The organism is Filibacter tadaridae (assembly GCF_900609045.1).
Lineage (GTDB): Bacteria > Bacillota > Bacilli > Bacillales_A > Planococcaceae > Sporosarcina > Sporosarcina tadaridae.
The window spans coordinates 177,175-201,300 of the sequence record NZ_UXAV01000042.1 but is presented as its reverse complement, the minus strand read 5'-3'; the positions used below and the strand labels follow the sequence as shown (position 1 = coordinate 201,300).

Sequence of the window (24,126 nt, the reverse complement as noted above, 5' to 3'; positions counted from 1 at the left end):
GACTAAATCAAGAAGACTGACGCTATTTAGGTCAGTCTTCTTTTCATTTGCGACAAAGTATGACATAATTTTTTACAGACTGAACTACGGGGTGAAACAATGGAAAGATTACAGAAAGTATTAGCACAAGCAGGAGTAGCATCACGGAGAAAATCCGAAACACTCATTGTGGATGGAAAAGTAAAAGTGAATGGTATTGTCGTAACAGAACTCGGTACAAAAGTATCTAATTCAGATAGAGTGGAAGTAGAAGGCGTAGAACTTGTAAAAGAGAGCTTCGTCTACTATCTGCTATATAAACCAAGAGGTGTTATTTCTACAGTTCATGATGAAAAAGGCAGAAAGACTGTACTGGATTTAATTCCACAAGTCTCCCAACGAATATTCCCTGTCGGAAGATTGGATTATGATACTTCGGGTGTCATTATACTGACAAATGACGGAGACTTCTCTTATCTGATGACACATCCGAAATACGGTATTAAGAAAAAGTACATCGCAAAAGTCAAAGGGATGCCAGAACGGGAAGCACTACGAAAACTTGAATCGGGCGTTGTTCTTGAGGACGGGATGACTGCGCCGGCTAAAGTCAAGATGCGGACGGTTGATAAAAAAGCGGGAACTTCCCTAATCGAAATTACAATTCATGAGGGGAAAAACCGTCAAGTACGCCGGATGTTCGAAGCGATAGGTAGCCCTGTTCAAAAACTGAGACGAGAATCATTTGCGATGCTTACAACGCATGGTCTAAATGCAGGAGAAGCCCGGGAATTGACAACACATGAGGTTAAACAGCTACGGGTATTAGCGGAAACAGGGAAAATTGGCTGATTCTATCGATATTGTTCACAATCCATACAATTATGCGAAGCTTATCGGGAAATTTTTTTGTTATAATAATGAGCGGTAGAACTTATTTATTGTAAGGAGGCAGACAGGGTGGCAAGTAAAAGTAAAAAGAAAAAACGTCTTGTGATACGGACGGTTGTCCTCTTACTTCTTGTTTCAGCAGTCGTATACACAATCGCGTTCAAAGATAAAGTGGATGTGTTAGCTGTTGGTGACATGGCTCCAGATTTTGAACTGACTGATTTAGATGGTAACAAACATCGCCTTTCCGATTATAAGGGAGAGGGTGTATTTCTTAACTTCTGGGGAACATGGTGTGGACCATGTAAAAGAGAGATGCCATTTATGGAAAGCCAATACAAGGCTTTCGAAAAGAAGGGCGTCCATATCTTAGCAGTGAATATTAAAGGATCCGATTTGAAGGTAGAAGCATTCAGAGATAATTATAAGTTGACTTTCCCAATCGCAATCGATAAAACCGAAAGTGTAAAAGAAGTTTATAATATTATCCCGCTTCCTACGACCTTCCTTATTAATAAAGAAGGAAGAATCGAACAAATCATAACACGGGAAATGTCGGAAGATGAGATTAAATCCCATATGGAAAGCATTCAACCCGATTAAGGAGTACATCTAAATGAGCAAAATCAACTGTCAGTGTGGTCATGAAAATCCATTTGGCACAGTGCTTTGTGAACGATGTGGACGACCACAAACAACAGAGGCTAAACAAAGTGAAACGGTCGATATGCGTTATGAAGGATCAGCTAGAAGATCCCAAACCTATAAACGATCAATAATCGATAGGATTTGGAACTTCTTCTCCAGTGTTAAAATAGGGATTAGCATTATCGTGGCTGTCTTGGTTACATCGGCAATCGGGACGTTATTCCCCCAAAAGTTATACGTGCCAGTATCCACTGATGCGGACATAGCTGCTTACTACGAAAGACTGTACGGAGTTTTTGGTACTATTTATTATAAATTAGGTTTTTATGATATGTATAACAGCTGGTGGTTCATCACACTAGTCGGTATGCTTGGAACTTCTATTATTATTGCAAGTGTCGATAGAGTTTTTCCGCTTTACAAGTCGTTGAAAAAGCAACGGACGAAACGTCATGCTTCTTTTATGAAAGTACAACGTATTTTTGGTGAAGGATCATCTGACGACCCTGATGAAGCATTAGGGAAAGCAGAAGAAAAGTTGAAAAGTCTTCGATACAACGTAAAAACAGAAGAAGGTGCTCTTCTCGCAGAAAAAAATCGTTTTTCTCGGTGGGGACCTTATATAAATCACGCAGGCCTCATTATTTTCCTTTTCGGTATTTTACTTCGAGGTATACCGGGCTTCTATGTCGATGAAACGATGTGGATTCGGGAAGGCGAAACACGCTCAATTCCTGGTGCTCCCGGTTATTTTCTGGAAAGCAAAGGATTTATTTTAGAGAATTACACAAAAGATGAAGCAAAGGAGATTTACGGCGAGGCACTTGACCGGGTCGGTTCGATTGCAAAAAATTATCAAACGGATGTCGCTTTGTATAAAAATAAAGAAGGCGGTTTACCGGGACAATCGGAACATCGGAAGTTGGAAAAGGAATACTCAATCATTGTCAATAAGCCACTTACATTCGATGGATACAGTATTTTTCAAATGGATTTCCGATTAGACGAGCTTAAAGCAATGACATTCCAACTGACACAAAAAGAAACCGGGAAATCTCTCGGGGAGTTCACTGTTGACTTAGTAGATCCTGAGGATACGTACGAACTAGCTGAAGGTACGAAAGTGAAATTGCTGGATTATTATCCGGATTATGACGGTGTTGAAAATGGCGAACCGGTTTCGAAATCACCAATTCCGAATAACCCCGCATTTATCTTTGAAATGGTGACACCTGAAAAACCAGACGGGGAAAGAAGTTTTGTCGCAATTCGTCAAACACTAGAAACCGAAGAGAATGCCTACAAAGTTAATTTTATTAAGGCAGATACCCGTGATATTTCCGGTCTTACAATACGTAAGGATAGAACATTATATATTCTTCTATTTGGAGGAATTATTTTCATGATCGGTGTTGCTATGGGGTCTTATTGGAATCATAGAAGAATATGGATTCAAAAAGGAAAAGATAATACATTACTTATCGCAGCCCATACAAATAAAAACTGGTTCTCTCTGAAAAAAGAATTGAATCAAGTGCAAGATATAGCACATTTGCCTGCTTATGAAGACAGGTTAGATAAAGAATCCACGAGTGAAAACCTGGAAGGGGATCAACAATAATGGCACTTGCATCAATAAGTTCGAATTTACTATTCGTTTCATTTATCGCCTATCTAATTGCAACCCTTTTTTTTGGCGGCGCAATTAAAGGTGGAAAGGCTGAAACGACTGATAAGAACAATAAATGGGGGAAAGTCGCGATTACTATTACGATAATCGGTTTTCTCTGTCATATCGGTTATTTTATCACGCGTTGGATTGCATCCGGCCACGCGCCTGTTAGTAATATGTTCGAATTCACAACTGCATTTGGTATGATGCTAGTTGGATCGTTTATTTTATTATTTTTCTTATACCGAACACCATCGCTTGGTTTGTTTGCTTTGCCGATTGCAATTATTATTATTGGTTATGCAAGCATGTTTCCGAAAGAGATTACACCGCTTATTCCAGCGTTGAAAAGTTATTGGCTGACGGTTCACGTAATTACTGCTGCACTAGGTGAATCCATACTTGCAATCAGTGCTGTAGCTGGACTTATCTACCTCTTGAAAAATGTTGATTTGACGAAGAAATCGAAGCAGCGTTTCTGGCTGGAAGCAGTTATGTTTACACTTGTCCTAGTAATAGGTTTCGTAGTTTCTTCTACGGCATTTAGCATTGCAGGTTATGAAGCTAAATTCACATATATCGATAAAAATGAAGCGCCTGCAAAGATTGAATACAACTACCCACCACTTTTTGGAATGCATGAATACAAGGCGCTTACTGAAGGGGCAATGGAACCAATCGCAGAAATGCCACCAATTGTCAATGCGAAGACATTGACAACGTTTGTTTGGTCTATCGGGACAGGCATTGTGCTCTATGTATTGCTTCGCCTTATTTTCCGACGTCCACTAGCAATGGTGCTCCAGCCATTTGCTAAAAAGGCGAATTCGCAATTGATGGATGAAATTGGTTATCGTTCTGTTCTTATCGGTTTCCCGGTCTTTACGCTCGGTGCACTCATTTTTGCAATGATTTGGGCACATGAGGCTTGGTCCAGATTCTGGGGATGGGATCCGAAGGAAGTCTGGGCACTTATTACATGGCTATTCTATGCTGCTTTCCTTCACCTTCGTTTATCACGCGGTTGGGAAGGTGAAAAATCAGCATGGCTTGCAGTAATCGGATTCATCATTATCATGTTTAACCTAATTGCAGTTAACTTGATTATTGCGGGATTGCATTCTTACGCATAACGAAGTCGGGCATTTTTGACTGGATCAAGGCTGTACAGCAGTTGAAAAATTGCTGTACAGCCTTTTTATTTCAATTTCAAAGAACCGCTTGTACAATGGAGTTAGAAGCATATCGAAAGGGGTAATAAGTTATGGAAGAAAAAGTGACACTATTAGTCGTTGATGACGAAGAGAGGATTCGCCGACTCTTAACGATGTACCTAACTCGTGAAGGATATGAAGTAGATGAAGCAGTAGATGGTGCAGAGGCGCTTGAAATGGTGCTTACAAATCAATATGATTGTATCCTGCTCGATCAAATGATGCCTGAAGTAGACGGTCTTGAAGTATTACAACAATTAAGAGAAAAGAAAATGCTGATACCTATCATTATGCTTACAGCAAAAGGGGAAGAAGCTGATCGCGTAACCGGCTTCGAATCTGGTGCAGATGATTACATAGTTAAACCGTTTAGTCCGCGGGAAGTAGTGTTACGCGTAAAAGCCATACTTCGAAGGTCTGTTGCTTTTTCGGGTACTTCACCTACATCTACATCAAAAGATTTAGTCGTATTCCCACAATTGACAATAGATCATGATGCACACCGCGTTACGGCGGAAGGTACGGAAGTGAATTTGACGCCAAAGGAATATGAGCTTCTTTATTTTCTTGCAAAATCACCTGACAAAGTTTTCGATAGAGAACAGCTTTTAAAAGAGGTCTGGCACTATGAATTTTTCGGGGACCTTCGAACAGTGGATACACATGTTAAGCGACTTCGCGAAAAGTTGAGTCGTGTTTCAGAACGCTCTGCAAAAATGATTGTAACTGTTTGGGGTGTCGGCTACAAATTCGAGGTCCACAATGAATAGGATATGGAATTCAATCGTCGGGAAGCTGTGGGCAACCATTTTGCTTCTCGTTTCCTTTGTCCTATTTATTGTGACTGCACTGCTGTTGGAGTTTCTCGATAATTTCCATACTACTCAAGCTGAGGATTCATTGCGAAGAGAGGCTACAACAATCGGGAAGATTGTTATGGATGATGATGATCCAATATCGATGGGTAGAATTATACAAGACATTTTGGATGACGAAACCAATGCAATGATATTAAATAACAATGGAAAAATCGTTCATCAATTCCATACAGGTTTGAACACAGATAAAATTGAGGGAAAAATTTTATCGGACTCCAATTTTATACTTAACGTCGATAAAGATAATCCTGTTTTAAAAGAAATGATGTTGCCTTCACTTTCTGAGGACGGCGTTTTAGAAGAATATATGGTGATCATTGACTCATTTGATAAAGAGGCTGAACTGAAAGGCTCCGTTGTCATTTATCAAAGCTTGGAATCTGTTCATAGAACGACAAAACGAACGACACATATCGTTTTCTTATCCGCATTCATCGCCTTTATATTAACGACCATATTCGCATTCTTCCTTTCAACAAGGATTACATCCCCTTTACGTGGGTTGCGTCAAGCAGCTTTCGAATTGTCGAAAGGAAACTTTGATACACGTCTGCCAGTTCTACAAAATGACGAAATTGGTCAACTTGCAACCGCCTTTAATCAGATGGGAAAACAGTTAAAATACCATGTTGAACTCATCAATCAAGAAAAAGAGCAACTTTCCAGTATACTAACATCGATGACGGATGCAGTTATTACTTTCAATCGAGATTCCACAATATTACTCAGCAATCCTCAAGCTGAAAAATTATTGCAGAATTGGCTTTTTAAAAACAGTACAAGAGATGAACTCATTCCGCCAGAAATCGTGCATATGCTTGAACATGTGATATCATTTGCCGAAGAACTTGAAGAGGAACTGGAGTTAGGTGGAAAGTTCTATATGATATCCATTAGCCCGCTATACAGTGCTAATAGCATACGCGGAGCCGTTGCAGTTCTTCGGGATATGACAGAGCAACATCAATTGGAAAAACTGCGTTCAGACTTCATCGCAAACGTTTCACACGAGCTACGTACACCTATCTCCATGTTACAAGGGTATAGTGAAGCGATTATCGATGGTGTCTCTACGAGCGACGAGGAACGCAATGAGATTATGCAAATAATCCATGAAGAGTCCAAAAGGATGGGCCGTCTTGTAACCGACCTACTGGATCTAGCGAGAATGGAATCTGGGCATATGCGGCTTTACAAAGATGATTTATTAATCGTTCCGTTTCTTGACCGTATCGTTAACAAATTCATGCAGGTCGCTCGCGATTCAAATGTAGATTTAACATTTGAGCATACAGTGGATATGGAACTCGTGTTGCATGCAGATGGTGATCGGTTGGAACAGGTCTTTACGAATCTCCTGGATAACGCAATCCGTCACACTCCTGATGGAGGACATGTAACCCTTGGCGTCGAAACGAATAAAGATACGGTAAGAGTTACAGTTACAGATACGGGTGTCGGCATCCCAGATGAAGATTTGCCTTATATTTTCGAACGATTTTATAAAGCGGATAAAGCAAGGACGAGAGGAAAAGGTGGAACCGGGCTGGGTCTAGCAATTGCTAAAAATATCATTGACTCACACGGTGGAACTATTTCCGCAATAAAAGTAGAAAAAGAAGGTACTCTTTTTAGTTGTATTTTGCCACTTAAAAATATGTAACTTAATTGCCTGAATTACGACTAATTCTATGAACGGGGGTATTTCATGGACGACTCCGTTTTTCATCGGCTTTATGAACAGTTTCACCATGACGTTTTTAAGTTTCTCATCTATTTAACGGGAGATCGTGACCAAGCTGAGGATCTTATGCACGAAGTATACGTTAGGGTGTTACGGGCATATTCCGGTTTCGAGGGGAAAAGTTCCGAAAAGACATGGCTCTTTTCAATCGCTAAAAATGTTGCAATCGACCAATTTAGAAAAAATGCCGTACGGAAAAAGCATTTGTTCGATAAGTTCGATTGGGAAAAAAGTGAATTAGTTTCGACAGGGATTTTGCCGGAAGAAATTGTAACGCTGAGTGAAGAGATGAAAGAACTGTTACAAGCACTCGATACATGCACGGGTGATCAGAAAATGGTTATCATAATGCGTTACTTTCATGATTTGTCAATCGCTGAAACGGCTGAAGCGCTTGACTGGACGGAAGGTAAAGTGAAAACTACGCAACACCGGGCAATTAAGGCATTGCAAAAGAAATTGAATGCTCTTCCGACAGAGAGGGGGGGGAATAAATGAACGATAAAGAGTGGAATGACAAAAAGATTGAACATCTATTGAAGGATGTACCGGATATACATGATAGTCGTTCGAAATCAGAAATTTTAGCACGCTTGAACCAAGATAAGCGATTAAAGTCTACACCTCACAGTCATTCGAAGAAGTGGTTGCCAGTGATGGCTACAGTTGCAGCTTTACTGATTCTTAGCATACTTATTCCTTCTATGATGCGAGGAAATGACAATGCGAAGATGGACGCTGCCTCAGAGGTTTCTATCATTCAAGACGACAACGCGGATAGGTCCGCAATGTCTACTGAAGAGGCTAGTATTGAGGCAAACGATGGAATGGACGTTATGGCTTTTGATCTTAAGGGGATAGTCCCTGAAAGTCATATCGTCCTTCAGGATGAATTACACGGGGCGTCTACTTTCAGAATTGCCTTGACAGAATCAGCTACAATTATTCCCGCTACATTTCTTATACCAGGTGACCGGATAGCCCAAGACTTCCCAAAAGAAGAACCGGACAATGTGGCATTGTATAATAAATATGCAGCCATCATACCAGAAATGGATCTTGGATTTGATGACTATCATCCGTATAGGGGTGAAGTAACTGCACAAAAACAAACAATCATACATCAAGTTCCGGATGAGCACAGCTACGACATGTCTTCGGCCACAATTTATGTATATATGAATTCAATGCGGGAAACGTTTAAAGGGTATTCGATGTTTAAAACGGTAAATGAGAACGACAATCCTGCCGTGTTCGATCAAGTTGGTACGACCAAACCGGTCGGGTTAAAACGCCATTTACCCTATTACAAATATGTTATGCCTTCCGGTGAGTTTTACCTTATTCCATATGAGGCTGATCATACAGTCACTGTTACAGAAGCTTTAAAAGCTATGAAAGAAGCACAAAACGATATTGTTAAGCCGCTCGTTCCTGAAACAATTCAATATGATGTGAGAGAATCAGGAGAAATAGCGATCATTACGTTTACAAAACGACTTAATCTACTCACAATGGATCCGAGTGAAGCAACTGCGATGATTGAAGGATTTATGTTAACTGCAGGTAATTATAATAAACGAATTCGTCTTGAAAACATTGCTCAAGATAATTTCGGGAAATATGATTTAACAAGCGCACTGCCAAAACCGGTGGGCGTCAATCCGATTCCATTTCCAGAGTAACCTTAGAGAAAGTACTTTGTAAACAATGATTGTTTACAAAGTACTTTCTTTTGTATACAATAAGGTTGTATTAAAATATTGATTCATCTTCGGGGCAGGGTGTAATTCCCGACCGGCGGTAATGGAAATTCATTTCCTAGCCCGCGAGCTTAACAGCTGATTCCGGTGTGATTCCGGAGCCGACAGTATAGTCTGGATGGGAGAAGGTGAAGGTGCGGCCGTCTTTTTGTGTTGTCTACAAAGAGAAAGCCTATTTAAGTTCGGATTAAAAATGTGAGCTGTATACAATCAGCCTCCTTTTATTATCCTATTTAAGTGTGCCTTTCAACTCCCTTGAGCTTAACTGCTTTTGGGATTTTTTGTCGACATAAAATGCGGACCGACCTTTCCTCTTTTGAAGTGAATCGCAAAAGGAGAGAGGAACAAATGAAAAATAACAAGCTACGGAAAATGATTCTCATCGCAATACTTGGGAGTATCGGGACTGTTTTGATGCAATTCAACTTCCCTATTCCGCCACTACCAGGATTTTTGAAAATCGATTTCAGTGAGATTCCCGCTGTATTGGCAATTATGACACTAGGACCTGTGGGCGGTATTTCCGTTGAATTGATCAAAAATCTAATGCATTGGTTCATGTCTGGAAGTCCAACGGGCGTTCCTGTTGGTGAAATCGCGAATTTTACGACGGGCATCCTGTTCATTTTACCGATTTATTGGATTTTCAATAAATTCCGTTCAACAAAAGGGCTTACAGCAGGTCTGATTGCAGGCACAGTGGCGATGGCTGTAGGAATGAGTGTACTCAACTACGTACTATTCCTGCCGATGTATACGTATTTTCTCAATGCACCTGTAAATTCGAGTGAAGCATTATATAAAATGATTGTCCTTGGAATTTTACCGTTCAACTTAATAAAAGGAATTATCTTGATGACGGTTTCCTTACTTCTCTTCGGAAGTATGAAAAAATGGATTGCACAACAAAGGGCTCAATTGATGGCATAATAAATAGCGCGTATCCCATTAAATATGGGATACGCGCTATTTATTTGTAAAGTTTTCCGGTGGTGGACAATCTATTGTTTACTCTTCGTATTTTAATGGGTCGCCATCGAATGATGCATCTGCGACTTTAATCGAATCAGTCGGACAACCATCGAATGCGTCTTCCAAATCTTCTAGTAGCTCGTCTGGAACTTCCGTTGTTCCCGTGTTATCATCAAGAATAACATAAGCAATTCCTTCGTCATCATAATCATAGATATCAGGGGCTGCGGCGCCACATGCACCACATGCAATACATGTATCCTGATCGACAATTGTATATTTAGGCATTCTATTTCTCTCCTTTTTTCTCCGGACAATCAATGTGCTTCCTAATTCATTCTAATGATATTGCCAAGGATTTTCAACAAAAAACATTTAAGAGCTGGGGGAATTTCCTTTGAATCTTTCATCCATTCTATTAACAATTATAAATAAGTTGGACGGGGAGCGCACTATTTACGCGGGGTTCCATCTATTGCGAGGGAAACGTTCGGGCCAAACATTGCAAGATGTTGAATACTATGGCTTGAAACCATTTTTCGGTTTACTTCCGAAACTGCGTATTGTGACGTTCGATGAGGCAGCAAATAGACTTATTGAATTAGGTTATATCGCTACATCGGATGACTCTCTTGTAACTGTGACGGAGAAAGGACGATTGGAACTTTCGATATTACCATCTTATCGCTTTTATGGTTGGGATTACAGGGGAAGAGAGATGATTTTCTATGGAAGATTAACTTTGACCGTCCAAACGATGTCAAATATTCGAGCGGGGAAAAAGTCATTTATGCCTATTCAAAAAGATATGAATATCCAAACGTTTGTAAAGAAATTGTTATATGAGCTACCGATTAAAAATCCATTATTCAGCCGCCAAGTAGGTGAAGAGTTAACGATAGGCATTATTCGAAGTGAAATGAGTGACCTTCAAAAGGTCATTTTTACACATCGATTGGCTGGCTACGGATTATCAGGATGGACATGGGATCAGTTAGCGGAAAGTTTGAAACTAAATCCGTTTACTATTCGTCTGATGTTTATAGAAAGCCTACATATGCTATTGACTGTTATAGAAAGTTCAACAGACCTGCAACTGTTACAAAAAATGGCGGCAGACATAAAAGTGTCCTCCTATTTGACGGAGTCTTCTACAAAAACGAAACGATTATTTGATCAGGGTATGTCAATTGAAGAGATTGCCACTGCACGCCAATTAAAAGTCAGTACAATTGAAGACCATTTTGTTGAAATGTCAATTAACAACACTGATTTTCCTCTTCAGATGTTCGTGTCGGAAGAAGAGACAATCGCGGTCATTGCAAAAATGAATGAACTCGGGACAAAAAGATTGCGTCTATTAAAAGACGAGTTTAAGTCATTAACCTATTTCCAATTACGCCTCATTTTGGGCGCACGAACAGGGGAGGGTGCGTAATGGATATACATACAGTACTCAAAAATAAATTTGGATTTGACCAATTCAGACCCGGTCAAGAGCAAGTCATTCAGGATGTGCTAGAAGGTAAGGATACAATTGCCATCTTGCCAACTGGCACTGGAAAATCGTTATGTTACCAACTGCCCGGTTATGTATTGAATGGTTCAGTCCTCGTTATTTCACCACTTGTTGCGCTAATGGAAGACCAAGTTGCGAATATGAAGAGATATGGTGAAAAACGAGTTATTGCACTAAATTCATTTTTAAATTATACAGAAAAGAAACAGATTACAGCCAATTTGGAGCGTTATAAATTTATTTTCATTTCACCTGAAATGCTTTTACGGAAATCCGTGAAAAATAGTATAGAAAGGCTAAACTTGTCTTTAATAGTAGTGGATGAGGCCCATTGTATTTCCCAATGGGGATTTGATTTTAGACCTGATTATTTACACATTGGTGAATTCTTTGCATATGAGGGCCGTCCTCCCGTTTTAGCACTCACGGCGACTGCTGATAAAAAAGTGATAAGGGATATTGGTCATTATTTGAATTTAGAAGAACCGACTCTTCACCAATATCCATTGGATCGACCGAACATTTCGTATACAATTATGGATTTGGATTCCGAGACTACTAAAACGAGGTGGATTCAACAACGACTTCTTGAAACAAAAGGACCTGGAATCATCTATGTAGCTTCACGCAGACGTGCAGATGATTTATCGTCATTACTTCAAGAAAAGGGTCTTTCAATTGCGGCTTATCATGCTGGAAAAGAACAAGAGGACCGTGCGTTCATTCAAGAACAATTCATCAGCGGGGAAATTAATTGGATTTGTGCTACAAATGCCTTCGGGATGGGTATACATAAAATAGACATCCGACAGATCATTCACGAACATATCCCGCAGTCCATTGCAGGCTATATTCAGGAAGTGGGGCGTGCAGGGCGGGATGGATTGCAATCAGCAGCAACATTATTGTATTCACACGAAGATGAAGGAAGAACAAGGTTTATAATCCAAGGAGATATTCCAACAGAAAAAGAAATCCGTCATTATACGAGTTTACTACAAAAAAATATTCCGTCTGACGAAGCAGCAGAAATGGCAAAAATCACTGCAACAGGCAAACGAATTATTGACTATTATCTTGAAAGGATGTATTTGGAAGAAGTCGTTCGTCGAATGGAAAAATTGGTACAAGATAAGGAATTCCAACTTCAGACGATACTCCGTTTAATTTATTCCACAACATGCATCCGCGAGATGATTCTAACGTTTTTTGGCGAAAGTTCAATTATAAAGCCGGAATCATGCTGTTCAGTCTGTGGAACAGTGGATGATCGATGGCTTCAGGGACCACAGGTGACCAATTTAGCGAAACGCCCACTAAACTGGACGGAAAGACTCATTGAACTTCTAGGGTGACAGGTTCTTTGTCCATTTACTTTTTCGACAAAACTCGTCATAATGAAAGAACAGCACCTCGCGATAGGAGAATGTGACAATGGAAAAAGATGATTATAAAACTGAATTCGAAGAGCATCGAAAGGAAATCAGTTTTGATGATGAACTTGGTGAGGAGAACTTACCATCGCGTGCCGAATTACATCGGAAAAATCATCGAACAAAAAAGAAATCTGGACATATGATGATTAATATCGTTCTCGGCTTATTTACATTAGTGCCCGTTGTTATTTTAGTCTATGTAATATCCGATTTCTATAATCCAGGAGATGCAACATCAGCTAAAGTTGAGGACCAAGCCTTCCTCTATGAAACAAGTAACAAAAATACTGATGGAAAGAACGATACTGAAAAAGATATTTCCGTGGATGATGCAGAAAAAGAAAAAAATAAAGAGACTAAACCAGTTACAAAAACCAATCCAGTCGATAAGGTGGATTCAAAACCTGTAATTGTAGAGCAGCCGAAAAAAGAAGTTGAGCCTGAAGAAAAAGGTACACCTAAAACGCATAAAGTTGCAAGTAATGAAAACCTATATAGAATCTCACTTAAATATTACGGCTCGGGTAACGGCGTTGATAAAATTAAAAAAGCAAATGGTCTTTCTTCCAACGAAATTGTTGTAGGGCAGACACTTGTTATTCCATAATTACAAACTCGAAAGAGGCAAAGTTTCATGGCTTTGTCTTTTTCATATAGAGAGGGGATGCGTGATTACGATAAACAAATTGTTAGGGACATTTTTCTCTTTGTCTGTTGGATTTATATCTTTCATGTTTGTTTCGGCTAAGAAGAGAAATGTTATTCATCATGAAATGAACGCTTGTCCGCATGATGCTGCAACTGATAAGTTATCCGTCTTCTTCATATCGGATATTCACCGACGGAAGATTGATGCAAAACTAATTAAAAAAGTCCAGAATGAGAGAGAAATTGATATTGTTATTATCGGCGGAGATCTCGCGGAGAAAGGCGTCCCTTTAAAGCGTATAGAGAAAAATATTCGGTATCTTGCAACTCTTGGGCCAATATTTTTCGTTTGGGGAAATAATGATCGTGAAGTAGAAGAAGATGAAATCAGAAAAATTATAACGCATAATGGTGGAAAGATTTTGGATAATGAAAGTGCTACTATTCCAGGTCATCCACGTTTTTGCATCTGTGGCTCGGATGATCCATCAAGCCGAAAAGTCGATTTCGGTTCAACTTTACAGTATATTGAAGACTATGAGTTTGTCATTGTCGTCACGCATACGCCGTCATTGTTCCGGATAGTCGAACAGTATTGTAAACCGTTATTAATGCTTGCAGGGCATACACACGGTGGACAAATTCGTATAGGGAAATATGGTTTACAAGATAAAGGGGAATTTCGTTTGGAAGAAGGTCGTGCGAAACTAATCAGTAATGGTTATGGTACGTCGACACTTCCACTTCGACTTGGCGCTGCACCAGAAAGTCACGTTATTCAAATCAATTACGGGGAAAGTGTAGTAGAGGTGAGCTAACTATGAACAAAAAAGATGTAATAATTGTCGGTGGAGGTCCATGTGGACTTTCGGCGGCAATTGAATTGAAAAATAAAGGACTAGACGTTCTTATTATCGAAAAAGGAAATATTGTCAATTCCATTTATAAATACCCTACACATCAAACCTTTTTCAGTTCGAGCATAAAGTTATCTATTGGGGATATCCCATTCATTACAGCAATAGAGAAGCCGAAACGGAATGATGCGCTTGTTTACTATAGGGAAGTTGTAAAGATGAAAGAGCTTATTATTAACAGTTTTGAAACCGTTGAAGGTGTTGTCAAAGAAAAAGATGATTTTATTGTTAAAACCGATAAAGCACAGTACTTAGCTACTAACGTCGTTATTGCCACAGGATATTATGACAATCCGAACAAACTTGGTATCGTTGGAGAGGAACTGCCGAACGTATTTCATTATTTTAAAGAGGCGCATCCTTTCTTCGGGAAAAAGGTTGTTGTAATTGGCGGAAAAAATTCATCTGTTGATGCTGCAATCGAGTTAGAACGTGCCGGTGCTTCTGTCACAGTTGTATATCGCGGTAGTGCCTATTCGCCAAGTGTTAAGCCTTGGATTCTGCCCGGTTTTGATAGTCTCGTTCGGAATGGCGCAGTTGACATGCATTTCAATGCGCATGTCACAAAAGTTTCTGAGAATGCAGTAACGATAACTAAAAGTGGAGAAACGTTTACGCAACCAAATGACTATGTTTTCGCCATGATTGGCTATCATCCAGATTATTCGTTTTTCGAAAAAATCGGTATGAAATTTTCAACTGATAATGGTCGCCCGATGTTCAATGAGGAGTCAATGGAAACAAATATCGAAGGGCTTTATATTGCGGGAGTTATCGCTGCCGGTAATAATGCTAATGAAATTTTCATCGAAAACGGAAGACTTCATGGCGGCCTAATTGCAAACGCAATCGCGTCAAAAAGAAATTAAAGAAATACTGTTTCTACAGCTGTACTAAACTCAGCTGAAGAAACAGTATTTTTAGATTGCGCAAAGTTCTAGCAATAACTTAATTCGTGCTTTTTGACCACTAAGGCCATTTTCAAAGCGAATGCCCATATCTTTCAGCATTTTCCCGCCGCCTTCGTACGCATAAATATCTTGGGCAATTCCATTGAAGCAACGGGAAACAAGAACTATAGGGATGCCAGCATTCAACAGATGCCGTAGACCTACTAATAGTGCAGGAGGGACATTACCTTGTCCAAGTCCTTCAAGTACAATTCCATCATAACCTAGATTTGAGGCGGAAATCAGCAAATCAGTTTCCATGCCAGCGTAAATTTTAAACATGGTCACTTTTTTGTTAATAACAGTCACGGGAAGGTATGCACGTGATAAAGGTGCGTGATGGAAATGGATAGCTGATTTAGTTACAATACCAATCGGTCCGTATTGCGGGCTTTGGAATGTGGAAACACTACTGGAATGCGTTTTCGTCACGTTCGTCGCTGTATGGATCTCATCATTCAATACAACGAGAACGCCTTTGTTATCCGCACCATCCGAAGCTGCTACACGAACTGCAGACATGAGATTATAAACGCCATCGGCTCCAATTTCATTTGACGATCGCATCGCCCCCGTCAATACGATAGGGAATTCAAAGTTCGTTGAAAGTTCCAAGAAATAAGCAGTCTCTTCAAGTGTATCAGTCCCGTGGGTGACTACAACCCCGTCAAATTCACGATTCATTGTCTGATTTACAATTATATCTCTGAGCTGAAGCATATGCTCATGTGTAATGTGTGGTGAAGGTAAGTTAAATGCTTCCAATTCCGTGATGTGTGCAAATTGCTGAATCTTATCAATCTCCATTGCAAGTGGGTTCGCGGCACTTAGAATGACCCCGCCTGTTTCTACGTTCAATTCCATAGAAATCGTGCCACCTGTATGGATAAGAAGTATATTTTTCTTCAAATTATTACCTCCTGGCTTCTGTAAATAATGGTATACTGAATCGGAATGGGAGGGCCATCTATGTTCATATTGCTTACAATAGCGATTGCGCCGGGATTGGCGCTCTTCAGCTATTTCTACTTAAGAAAACAGATTGCAAAAGAACCATCTCATACATTATTCCACACATTTTTATTTGGTGCTATAATGACTTTTCCAATTATGTTCATACAGCATGTTTTTGAAGAGGAAAATATTTTTTCTAACTACTTTTTTAGAAACGTTGTTTTTACAAGTGGATTGGAAGAGTTTTTTAAGTGGTTTGTCTTATTGATCACGATTTTCCGCCATGTGGAGTTCGAAGACGCTTATGACGGAATTTTGTACGGCGCAAGTGTGTCACTTGGTTTTGCGACTGTTGAGAATATCATTTATTTGTTGACGTTCGGAACGGATACGGCATTCATGCGCGCTTTACTCCCCGTGTCAAGCCATGCGTTATTTGGAGTTGTAATGGGATACTATATCGGTCGTGCAAAGTTTGTTGAAGAGTCCAAAAAAAAGAATTATCTTTTCTTTGCTCTTGTTGCGCCATACGGGCTACACTTTGTGTATAATGGCATTCTTGCTGTTCAAGATCTTTGGCTCTATCTTATTATTCCGTTCATGTTGTTCCTTTGGTGGTTCAGCCTAACGCGGGTAAAATATGCACATACTTTGGCTATGCAACAGTTTAGGCGTAGAGCGTATAAGAATGGTGAATGATTCGGTTAAAAACCGAATCTTTTTTTATGGAAAATAATAATTTACGCTAAATTGGACAAGCTTATTAACAAGGAGGAATGATCTGTGAAAAAAGTAATGATTCGTGTATTGACGATTGTTTTATTTCTTGGCTGTGTCTATGTTACTTCACCAGTTCATACAGGTGCGTTTAGCTCTCAACAGATTGCTCGAGGAGCCTTAGGCGATGACGTAATTGAACTCCAGTCAAGACTCCAGTATATCAGTTTTTATAAAGGAGAAATTGATGGAGAGTTTGGCTATGGAACCTATTGGGCACTCCGTAACTTTCAGGAAAAATATGGGCTGCCAGTCGATGGAATCGCAGGGACGTCAACAAAAAAGAAATTGGCCGATGTTTCTCAGTACAATGAAAAGTTTGTAAAGGATAATATCAAAAAAGGAAATAAATTTACACATTACGGTGGAACACCCCTTGCGTCACAGGTGAAAAAAGGAGCTGGAAAAAAGGGAGCTGGAAAAAAAGAAAATATACAACTGCCCTCTAAATATTCAGACCGGGATTTGAAATTGATTGCTAACGCGGTTTACGGAGAGTCGCGTGGTGAACCATATGAAGGACAAGTTGCAGTGGCAGCAGTCATTTTAAATCGAATCGAACACCCCGAATTCCCAGATTCTGTAGGAGGGGTCATATTCCAACCAGGTGCGTTTACCGCAGTGGCTGATGGTCAAATATGGTTAACACCTAATAAACGCGCAAAAGAGGCTGTTTTAGACGCAATAAATGGATGGGACCCAACCGAAAACGCGATTTATTACTTTAACCCAATAACAGCAACAAGTGAGTGGATTTGGTCAAGACCGCAAATTAAAAAAATTGGCGCACATATTTTTTGTATGTAATATTTTGTGATTATGTAGGAAATTCATTAGTAGGGAGGGTAGGCGAAAATCACTGGACCAAACAGATACTCAGTGATATGTAGCCGTGTTATGAAAAAAATAGTTTTTATCTTAGCATATGCTTTTGCAGCCCTGGCAATTTTTTCGTATGGAAAAGTGACTGAAAGTGATAATTTAGCAATTGCACTCAGCGGTCAGTATGCGAAAAAAATGACAGATGCATCGGAAAAACTGGAAGAATTGGATACAGCAGTTAAAAAAACATTATTATTTAACGAAACGGATGGCTCGGAAAAAGCACGTGAAGATATTTGGCGCTTATCTTCCGACATTAAAAACTCAGTAGCATCGTTACCGCTTGACCCAAGTTTTTCAACATCTTGGATGAACTACTTGGGGAGACTTGGTAATTACGCTAAGGGATCCGATCGTGATGGAGATTATGAAGAGTATCACAAAGTCATGTCGCAGGCTTCAAAAAATCTGGATGAACTTGCTAGTGAGTGGCAAGTAGCGACTGCGGGTATGGTGAGTGGGAAATTATCCATTAAAGATTGGAATAAAAGGCTCGACTCTGCTCATTCGGAACATGATTGGTCTGGCATGGGAACCGCAGTAAAACAATATACAGAGAGTGACTTCCCTTTGACTGCCAGCGAATCCGACTCGATGAAGAAAAAAGAACTGCGAAATTTAGAGGATCCTAAAGTAACAAGTGATGAAGCTGTAGATCGTTTTAAAAAGTTTTTTCCGTCTGTTTCCAATGATATTATCGGTGTTGAAAAAAGCAAGCCTGGCTCACCCTACCCATTTTATCATATCCGTTTTTCGGAAAACCAAACGATTGGTTATATCGACATAACAGAAAAAGGCGGGCACATCTTATCCTATCTTGCCGAACGACCATTTGGAAAAGAGAGCCTTCCGTTTGAAGAAATTAAGAAAAAGACGGAAAAGTTTCTTTTGGAAGCCGACTATAAAGACGTTGTTTTCGAAGAGGCAAGAGAAAACCACACAGCATGGCATTTGGTTTATGTCCGAGTTGAACCCGAATATGATGCAAAAGTATTTTCTGATGTAATCCACTTGAAGGTCGCGAAGGACAATGCCGGAGTAATCGGTTTAGATGCCTCGGAGTATATTCGAAAAGAAAATACGAAAAAACAAGAAATTAAAAAAGTTGATTGGAAAAGTTTCTTTCACTCAAACGTGAAAATCATGAAAAATGAACTTGCTTATGTAGAAAATGATAGGCTAGAGCAAAGATTATCACATTATTTAACGGTTACAAATGAGGAGAACGGGAAAATTGGAACGTATGCAGTTATTGTGGATACTGAAACTTCCGAAGTGATTAAAACTGAAAAACTATAAAAACTTTTTTATTGAAAACCGCATTGGAATTTTAACACGCTCATGACATAATGAACTTAAGACATTATGGATGGCGGTGTTGAAAATGCTCCTTTCAATGGGAACAATTATAGTAATTGATAAAGATCTTACAATGGAAAGTGATAAATATAAAAGTAAGGTAATTGATATGGGTGAAGGTTTCATCATGATTGATTACCCGACACATATTGAGACTGGGAAAACCGCTTTTTTTATGGACGGGGCCAAGTTGCACGTGACGTTTACAGATAGTCTAAAAACTTCCTACGTATTTGAGACTGAAGTAAGTGGTCGACTCAAACAAGGTGTATCAATGCTAAAGCTGACTTATCCTGGGGACGACCAACTTATTAAAATCCAACGTAGGGAATTTGTCAGAGTGGGAACAGCAATTGACGTCGCACTTTTAAAAAATGGTCAATTTACACAACTTGTTGCGGAAGATCTTAGCGCGGGTGGTGCAGCAATCAACTTGTCTGAGGGAACAGTTTTTAACGAAGATGATTCTGTATCGGTTGTGTTTGCTTTACCTTATATGAATAAAGAGATTAAATATGTGAAGCTTGGTGCGGAAGTTATTCGAATTTGGGAGAAGGATAGTCGGAAAATTGCTTCCCTGAAATTCGATAAGATCGGAACGTTTGAACGCCAAGCCATCATCCGTTTTTGTTTTGAAAGACAGTTGAAGATTAGGGATTCTGTTAAGGATGTTTAAAGGGGGAAGTCTGTAAGTTCAAGACTTTCCCTTTTCGTGTTGTCTAGCTTGAACGCCTAGGGGCTCGGGACATAAGCCATCCCGGCTATGTGGCAAAGAGCGCCACACTTCCGTGCTGTCTTATGCCTGTCGCCCCTTTCAAGGCGCTGTCGCTTTTCTTGATGTCTAGCTCCAACGCCTAGGGGCTCGGGTCATAAGCCATCCCGGCTATGTGGCAAAGTGCGCCACATTTCCGTGCTGTCTTATGCCTGTCGCCCCTAATCAGGCGTTGTCGCTTTTCTTGTGATACAATATTGTCGAATTGATAACGGGGGTTGATGAGATGGTTAAAGGGATACAAATCGCAATTGATGGGCCTGCTGCGGCAGGAAAGAGTACCATTGCTAAAATTACAGCGGAAAAATTAGGGTATACGTATATTGACACAGGGGCGATGTATCGTGCACTTACGCATAAAGCAATTGAACAGGGCATAGATATTAACGACGGGGATGCATTGGAGAATTTACTCAAAGAAACGGAAATTATCCTCTTACCTTCCACTGTCGTACAATCTGTCATAATGGATGGACGAGATGTTACAGATGCAATTCGATCTGAAGGCGTAACGCGGTATGTTTCAGCTGCTGCCACACATGAGGGAGTTAGAAAACGTATGGTCGAAAAGCAACGTGAACTTAGTGAAGGAACAGGTGTTGTCATGGATGGCCGTGATATTGGAACAGCGGTATTACCCGATGCGGAATTGAAAATTTTTATGACTGCCTCCGTAGAGGAAAGGGCATTGCGGCGTCACATTGAAAATGAAAAGCGTGGAATTACATCATCGCTTGAACAATTAAAGGCAGAGATAAGTGAACGGGACCGTGCTGATAGTGAAAGAGTAGTTTCGCCGCTTAAGCAGGCGGAGGATGCATTTTTAATTGACACGACACAAATGACTATAGAGGAAGTGGCGGGAAAGATTAGTAAACTTGCAGAAGCGGGTATACGCCGATGAATTTATATCCTCTTGGTAAGTTTCTATGTAGTGTTGTTTTTTATCCGCTGTATGGAATTAAGGTGATTGGTAAAGAAAACTTCCCGAAAGAGGGAGGCGTGCTCCTTTGTTCGAATCATATCGAAAACTTTGACCCGCCTGTTGTCGGTATAACATGTCCGCGTCCCGTCCATTTCATGGCAAAAGAAGAGCTTTTCAAAATGCCTGTATTAAAAAGTGTACTTCCGAATGTACATGCATTTCCCGTTAAACGTGGAATGAGTGACCGCGAAGCTTTCCGTAAAACAATCAAGATATTAAAATCCGGCCAAGTTGTAGGATTATTTCCGGAAGGGACAAGGAGTAAGACTGGAGAACTCAGGGAAGGTCTAGCTGGGGCTGGATTTTTCGCATTAAAAGGAGAAGCGGTTGTAATGCCTTGTGCCATCATCGGTCCTTATAAACCTTTTAGGAAACTAAAAGTTGTTTATGGAAAACCGATGGATATGACGATTTATCGTGAAAAAAGAGCTTCATCTGAAGAGGTAACAGCAGTGATTATGGATGAAATACGTAAGTTGATAGAGTTGAACAAATAACTCTTATAAGTGTAATATTTTGTTTTTATGGACAGTTTCGCATATTATAGAAGTAGGATTCTTAATGGAGGAGGACTACATATGTCTGAAGAAATGAATGTAGATACAGGAATCGAATTTAATGAAGGTAGCCGTGTTACAGGAAAGGTTACAAAAATTGAAGATAAGTCCGTGACTGTTGAAATTCCAGGTGCACCATTTGACGGCGTCATTCCTATTAGTGAGCTATCGAGCTTGCATATTGAAAAAGCTTCTGACGCAGTTAGTGAAGGTGAAGAGCTTGAACTTATCATCCTGAAAGTTGAAGAAGAGAACTACGTTTTGTCAAAAAGGAAAGTTGATGCTGAAGATGCGTGGGACTCGCTTGAGGAAAAGTTCAACACGAAAGAAACTATAGAAACTGAAGTGAAAGATGTTGTTAAGGGTGGACTGGTCGTCGATCTAGGCGTACGCGGATTCATTCCCGCTTCACTTGTAGAAGAGTTCTTTGTTGAATCATTTGAGGAATACAAAGGTAGAATGATGACGTTCAAAATCGTTGAAATGGATAAAGAAAAAAACCGTCTCATTCTTTCGCACCGAGCTGTTATCCAAGAAGAGAAAGATTCTAAGAAAGAAGATGTACTAAATGATATACACGAGGGACAAGTGATTGAGGGTACGGTTCAACGTCTTGCATCATTTGGTGCGTTCGTAGACATTGGTGGTGTAGATGGGCTTGTTCATATATCACAATTGTCACATGAACATATTGAAAAAGTTTCAGATGTACTCAAAGAAGGCGACAAAGTAACTGTTAAAGTATTATCAATCGATCGTGATGCCGAAAGAATTTCCCTGTCTATTAAAGAGACATTGGCTGGACCTTGGCAAGGAATCGAGGAAAAAGCAATTATCGGATCATCGCTTGAGGGAACTGTAAAGAGATTAGTATCCTATGGAGCTTTTGTAGAGGTATTCCCTGGAGTTGAGGGGCTCGTCCACATTTCTCGAATCGCACATCAACATATAGGTACGCCGAATGAGGTATTACAAGAAGGGCAGAAAGTGAATATTAAAGTCCTGGATGTAAATGTAGATGAAAAACGTATCTCTTTAAGTATAAAAGACCTTATTGCCAAGGAAGATGACAATTCCTACGGCGATTATGAAATGCCAGAAGAATCAAAAGGCTTTTCGATAAGTGATGTTATTGGAGACCAATTAAAGAATTTCTCGAAATAATCCTAAGTCAAGTGGTTGTAAAATAGATACACTTGTATGGATGATGGTGCTTAATCGAGCACCATCATCTTTTTTTGTGTATAATATGCAGAAGATAAGCTGGAAGGATGTATGATTATGACGAAACCAACAGTAGCAATAGTCGGTAGGCCGAATGTGGGGAAATCGACAATATTCAACCGGATCGTTGGTGAACGAATTTCGATTGTTGAAGATGTAGCAGGTGTAACCCGGGATCGCATTTATAGTTCTGCAGATTGGCTCAGTCACGAATTTAACCTCATCGACACAGGAGGAATAGATATCAGTAATGAGCCCTTTCTTGAACAGATTCGTTTGCAAGCGGAAATCGCAATCGATGAAGCGGACGTTATCATCTTCCTAACTAATGGACGTGAAGGTGTTACTGATGCGGATGAGCAAGTTGCCAAGATTTTATACAAAACGAACAAACCTATCGTGTTGGCAGTAAATAAGGTTGATAATCCCGATATGAGAGATATGATTTATGATTTCTACGCACTTGGTTTTGGAGATCCATTCCCGATTTCAGGTTCTCATGGTCTTGGCCTTGGTGACCTTTTGGATAAAGTCGCTGAAAGTTTCCCGTTGGAAGGTGCGGAAGAAATTGAAGAAGATGTCATCCGTTTTTCTTTGATTGGCAGACCGAACGTCGGTAAATCTTCACTTGTTAATGCGTTTCTAGGCGAGGATCGGGTTATCGTCAGTGACGTAGCTGGTACGACAACTGACGCCATCGACACGTCCTACGAGTATGAAGGACAAAAGTATAAAATCATCGATACAGCAGGAATGCGTAAAAAAGGTAAAGTATACGAAAACATGGAGAAATATAGTGTGTTACGTGCACTGAAAGCCATCGATCGATCAGACGTCGTACTCATCGTCCTTAACGGTGAAGAAGGCATTCGTGAAATGGACAAGCGAATTGCCGGATTTGCTGAGGATGCTGGAAAAGGCGTTATGTTCGTCGTGAATAAATGGGATGCTGTCGAAAAAGACGATAAGACGATGAAAAAATTCACAACTGACATACGGGAAAGCTTCCTGTTTCTTGACTATGCACCTGTCGCTTTTGTTTCAGCAAAAACAAAACAGCGTGTGAATACATTGTTTGAAAAAGTGAAATTGATCAGTGATAATCATGCATTCCGTATCCAGTCAAGTGTACTGAATGAAGTTGTTGAAGATGCTGTCGCAAGAAATCCGGCTCCTACAAGCAAAGGGAAAAGATTGCGTATCTATTATGCGACTCAAGTTGCTGTCAAGCCGCCAACGTTCGTTGTCTTCGTCAATGAACCGGAATTGATGCATTTCTCTTATGAACGTTTTTTACAAAATCGATTACGCGAGTCATTCGGTTTTGAAGGAACGCCGATTCGACTAATCACAAGAGCAAGAAGCTGATCACCGTCGTAGAAAGG

At 40.0% G+C, this 24,126-nt stretch carries 24 protein-coding genes and 1 riboswitch; of the genes, 22 read left to right on the top strand and 2 right to left on the bottom strand.

Annotation, left to right across the window (positions count from 1 at the left end; genetic code table 11):
* Nucleotides 1–99 precede the first annotated feature (99 nt).
* From FILTAD_RS10350 to FILTAD_RS10310, 9 genes are all read left to right on the top strand, one after another.
* Nucleotides 100–831 carry a pseudouridine synthase gene (locus FILTAD_RS10350; RefSeq protein WP_124070698.1) on the top strand — a complete coding sequence of 244 codons (732 nt, stop codon included), beginning with the start codon at nt 100–102 and terminating at the stop codon, nt 829–831.
* Nucleotides 832–939: 108 nt separating this feature from the next.
* A complete protein-coding gene (resA, locus tag FILTAD_RS10345; RefSeq protein WP_124070697.1) occupies nt 940–1,473 on the top strand; it encodes a thiol-disulfide oxidoreductase ResA in 534 nt (177 codons plus the stop codon).
* 13 nt (nt 1,474–1,486) lie between these two features.
* On the top strand, nt 1,487–3,139 hold the full coding sequence (gene resB, locus FILTAD_RS10340; RefSeq protein ID WP_124070696.1) for a cytochrome c biogenesis protein ResB: 1,653 nt from the start codon (nt 1,487–1,489) through the stop codon (nt 3,137–3,139).
* Nucleotides 3,139–4,323 (top strand): c-type cytochrome biogenesis protein CcsB, encoded by a 1,185-nt coding sequence (gene ccsB, locus FILTAD_RS10335; RefSeq protein ID WP_124070695.1) that lies wholly within the window; start codon nt 3,139–3,141, stop codon nt 4,321–4,323. Before resB ends, ccsB begins: the two co-directional genes overlap by 1 nt.
* A 131-nt stretch (nt 4,324–4,454) precedes the next feature.
* Nucleotides 4,455–5,174 carry a response regulator transcription factor gene (locus tag FILTAD_RS10330; RefSeq protein WP_124070694.1) on the top strand — a complete coding sequence of 240 codons (720 nt, stop codon included), beginning with the start codon at nt 4,455–4,457 and terminating at the stop codon, nt 5,172–5,174.
* The gene (locus tag FILTAD_RS10325) at nt 5,167–6,945 is read left to right on the top strand and encodes an ATP-binding protein (protein WP_124070693.1); all 1,779 of its coding nucleotides are present in this window, start codon (nt 5,167–5,169) and stop codon (nt 6,943–6,945) included. Before FILTAD_RS10330 ends, FILTAD_RS10325 begins: the two co-directional genes overlap by 8 nt.
* 45 nt (nt 6,946–6,990) lie before the next feature.
* Nucleotides 6,991–7,524: an RNA polymerase sigma factor SigX gene (locus FILTAD_RS10320; protein ID WP_124070692.1), complete on the top strand. Its 534-nt coding sequence runs from the start codon at nt 6,991–6,993 to the stop codon at nt 7,522–7,524.
* Complete coding sequence (locus FILTAD_RS10315) at nt 7,521–8,711, top strand: hypothetical protein (RefSeq protein ID WP_124070691.1); 1,191 nt, start codon at nt 7,521–7,523, stop codon at nt 8,709–8,711. Before FILTAD_RS10320 ends, FILTAD_RS10315 begins: the two co-directional genes overlap by 4 nt.
* 81 nt (nt 8,712–8,792) lie before the next feature.
* A riboswitch (FMN riboswitch) is annotated at nt 8,793–8,923 on the top strand.
* A 214-nt stretch (nt 8,924–9,137) separates the two neighbouring features.
* Nucleotides 9,138–9,719 carry an ECF transporter S component gene (locus tag FILTAD_RS10310; protein WP_124070690.1) on the top strand — a complete coding sequence of 194 codons (582 nt, stop codon included), beginning with the start codon at nt 9,138–9,140 and terminating at the stop codon, nt 9,717–9,719.
* A gap of 78 nt (nt 9,720–9,797) precedes the next feature.
* On the opposite strand, the gene FILTAD_RS10305 is transcribed toward FILTAD_RS10310, so the two are convergent.
* Entirely contained in the window at nt 9,798–10,049 is a 252-nt protein-coding gene (locus tag FILTAD_RS10305; RefSeq protein ID WP_124070689.1) for a ferredoxin, read from the bottom strand.
* 109 nt (nt 10,050–10,158) lie between these two features.
* Between FILTAD_RS10305 and FILTAD_RS10300 the strand changes: the two genes are divergently transcribed.
* The 5 genes from FILTAD_RS10300 (at nt 10,159) to FILTAD_RS10280 (ending at nt 15,150) form a co-directional block, all read left to right on the top strand.
* Nucleotides 10,159–11,199 (top strand): YpbB family protein, encoded by a 1,041-nt coding sequence (locus tag FILTAD_RS10300; RefSeq protein WP_124070688.1) that lies wholly within the window; start codon nt 10,159–10,161, stop codon nt 11,197–11,199.
* The gene (locus FILTAD_RS10295) at nt 11,199–12,635 is read left to right on the top strand and encodes a RecQ family ATP-dependent DNA helicase (protein ID WP_124070687.1); all 1,437 of its coding nucleotides are present in this window, start codon (nt 11,199–11,201) and stop codon (nt 12,633–12,635) included. The genes FILTAD_RS10300 and FILTAD_RS10295 overlap by 1 nt, the downstream gene beginning before the upstream one ends.
* 79 nt (nt 12,636–12,714) lie before the next feature.
* Nucleotides 12,715–13,323, top strand: a complete 609-nt coding sequence (locus FILTAD_RS10290) for a LysM peptidoglycan-binding domain-containing protein (protein ID WP_124070686.1) — start codon at nt 12,715–12,717, stop codon at nt 13,321–13,323.
* Nucleotides 13,324–13,384: 61 nt separating this feature from the next.
* Nucleotides 13,385–14,182, top strand: a complete 798-nt coding sequence (locus FILTAD_RS10285; protein WP_124070685.1) for a metallophosphoesterase — start codon at nt 13,385–13,387, stop codon at nt 14,180–14,182.
* A gap of 2 nt (nt 14,183–14,184) precedes the next feature.
* Nucleotides 14,185–15,150, top strand: a complete 966-nt coding sequence (locus FILTAD_RS10280; protein ID WP_124070684.1) for a YpdA family putative bacillithiol disulfide reductase — start codon at nt 14,185–14,187, stop codon at nt 15,148–15,150.
* Between the two features lie 51 nt (nt 15,151–15,201).
* Here FILTAD_RS10280 and FILTAD_RS10275 read toward each other — a convergent pair whose 3' ends face one another.
* Entirely contained in the window at nt 15,202–16,140 is a 939-nt protein-coding gene (locus FILTAD_RS10275) for an asparaginase (protein WP_124070683.1), read from the bottom strand.
* Nucleotides 16,141–16,200: 60 nt separating this feature from the next.
* Between FILTAD_RS10275 and prsW the strand changes: the two genes are divergently transcribed.
* From prsW to der, 8 genes are all read left to right on the top strand, one after another.
* On the top strand, nt 16,201–16,884 hold the full coding sequence (gene prsW / locus FILTAD_RS10270; RefSeq protein WP_124070682.1) for a glutamic-type intramembrane protease PrsW: 684 nt from the start codon (nt 16,201–16,203) through the stop codon (nt 16,882–16,884).
* Nucleotides 16,885–16,980: 96 nt separating this feature from the next.
* Nucleotides 16,981–17,769 (top strand): spore cortex-lytic enzyme, encoded by a 789-nt coding sequence (gene sleB, locus FILTAD_RS10265; protein ID WP_124071185.1) that lies wholly within the window; start codon nt 16,981–16,983, stop codon nt 17,767–17,769.
* Between the two features lie 90 nt (nt 17,770–17,859).
* Nucleotides 17,860–19,143: a PepSY1/2 domain-containing protein gene (locus FILTAD_RS10260; protein WP_124070681.1), complete on the top strand. Its 1,284-nt coding sequence runs from the start codon at nt 17,860–17,862 to the stop codon at nt 19,141–19,143.
* 85 nt (nt 19,144–19,228) lie between these two features.
* On the top strand, nt 19,229–19,879 hold the full coding sequence (locus FILTAD_RS10255) for a flagellar brake protein (protein ID WP_160117602.1): 651 nt from the start codon (nt 19,229–19,231) through the stop codon (nt 19,877–19,879).
* Nucleotides 19,880–20,201: 322 nt separating this feature from the next.
* A complete protein-coding gene (gene cmk / locus FILTAD_RS10250) occupies nt 20,202–20,879 on the top strand; it encodes a (d)CMP kinase (protein ID WP_124070679.1) in 678 nt (225 codons plus the stop codon).
* On the top strand, nt 20,876–21,457 hold the full coding sequence (locus FILTAD_RS10245) for a lysophospholipid acyltransferase family protein (protein ID WP_124070678.1): 582 nt from the start codon (nt 20,876–20,878) through the stop codon (nt 21,455–21,457). The genes cmk and FILTAD_RS10245 overlap by 4 nt, the downstream gene beginning before the upstream one ends.
* Before the next feature lie 81 nt (nt 21,458–21,538).
* Nucleotides 21,539–22,681, top strand: a complete 1,143-nt coding sequence (rpsA, locus tag FILTAD_RS10240; RefSeq protein ID WP_124070677.1) for a 30S ribosomal protein S1 — start codon at nt 21,539–21,541, stop codon at nt 22,679–22,681.
* Between the two features lie 117 nt (nt 22,682–22,798).
* Nucleotides 22,799–24,109: a ribosome biogenesis GTPase Der gene (der, locus tag FILTAD_RS10235; RefSeq protein WP_124070676.1), complete on the top strand. Its 1,311-nt coding sequence runs from the start codon at nt 22,799–22,801 to the stop codon at nt 24,107–24,109.
* Nucleotides 24,110–24,126: the final 17 nt, after the last annotated feature.

Bases quoted from the DNA above. Each gene is read 5' to 3' on its own strand.
- FILTAD_RS10350 (WP_124070698.1), top strand. From the start codon at position 100: ATGGAAAGATTACAGAAAGTATTAGCACAAGCAGGAGTAGCATCACGG.
- resB (WP_124070696.1), top strand. From the start codon at position 1,487: ATGAGCAAAATCAACTGTCAGTGTGGTCATGAAAATCCATTTGGCACA.
- ccsB (WP_124070695.1), top strand. From the start codon at position 3,139: ATGGCACTTGCATCAATAAGTTCGAATTTACTATTCGTTTCATTTATC.
- FILTAD_RS10330 (WP_124070694.1), top strand. From the start codon at position 4,455: ATGGAAGAAAAAGTGACACTATTAGTCGTTGATGACGAAGAGAGGATT.
- FILTAD_RS10325 (WP_124070693.1), top strand. From the start codon at position 5,167: ATGAATAGGATATGGAATTCAATCGTCGGGAAGCTGTGGGCAACCATT.
- FILTAD_RS10320 (WP_124070692.1), top strand. From the start codon at position 6,991: ATGGACGACTCCGTTTTTCATCGGCTTTATGAACAGTTTCACCATGAC.
- FILTAD_RS10315 (WP_124070691.1), top strand. From the start codon at position 7,521: ATGAACGATAAAGAGTGGAATGACAAAAAGATTGAACATCTATTGAAG.
- FILTAD_RS10310 (WP_124070690.1), top strand. From the start codon at position 9,138: ATGAAAAATAACAAGCTACGGAAAATGATTCTCATCGCAATACTTGGG.
- FILTAD_RS10305 (WP_124070689.1), bottom strand. From the start codon at position 10,049: ATGCCTAAATATACAATTGTCGATCAGGATACATGTATTGCATGTGGT.
- FILTAD_RS10295 (WP_124070687.1), top strand. From the start codon at position 11,199: ATGGATATACATACAGTACTCAAAAATAAATTTGGATTTGACCAATTC.
- FILTAD_RS10290 (WP_124070686.1), top strand. From the start codon at position 12,715: ATGGAAAAAGATGATTATAAAACTGAATTCGAAGAGCATCGAAAGGAA.
- FILTAD_RS10280 (WP_124070684.1), top strand. From the start codon at position 14,185: ATGAACAAAAAAGATGTAATAATTGTCGGTGGAGGTCCATGTGGACTT.
- prsW (WP_124070682.1), top strand. From the start codon at position 16,201: ATGTTCATATTGCTTACAATAGCGATTGCGCCGGGATTGGCGCTCTTC.
- sleB (WP_124071185.1), top strand. From the start codon at position 16,981: ATGATTCGTGTATTGACGATTGTTTTATTTCTTGGCTGTGTCTATGTT.
- FILTAD_RS10260 (WP_124070681.1), top strand. From the start codon at position 17,860: ATGAAAAAAATAGTTTTTATCTTAGCATATGCTTTTGCAGCCCTGGCA.
- FILTAD_RS10255 (WP_160117602.1), top strand. From the start codon at position 19,229: ATGCTCCTTTCAATGGGAACAATTATAGTAATTGATAAAGATCTTACA.
- cmk (WP_124070679.1), top strand. From the start codon at position 20,202: ATGGTTAAAGGGATACAAATCGCAATTGATGGGCCTGCTGCGGCAGGA.
- FILTAD_RS10245 (WP_124070678.1), top strand. From the start codon at position 20,876: ATGAATTTATATCCTCTTGGTAAGTTTCTATGTAGTGTTGTTTTTTAT.
- rpsA (WP_124070677.1), top strand. From the start codon at position 21,539: ATGTCTGAAGAAATGAATGTAGATACAGGAATCGAATTTAATGAAGGT.
- der (WP_124070676.1), top strand. From the start codon at position 22,799: ATGACGAAACCAACAGTAGCAATAGTCGGTAGGCCGAATGTGGGGAAA.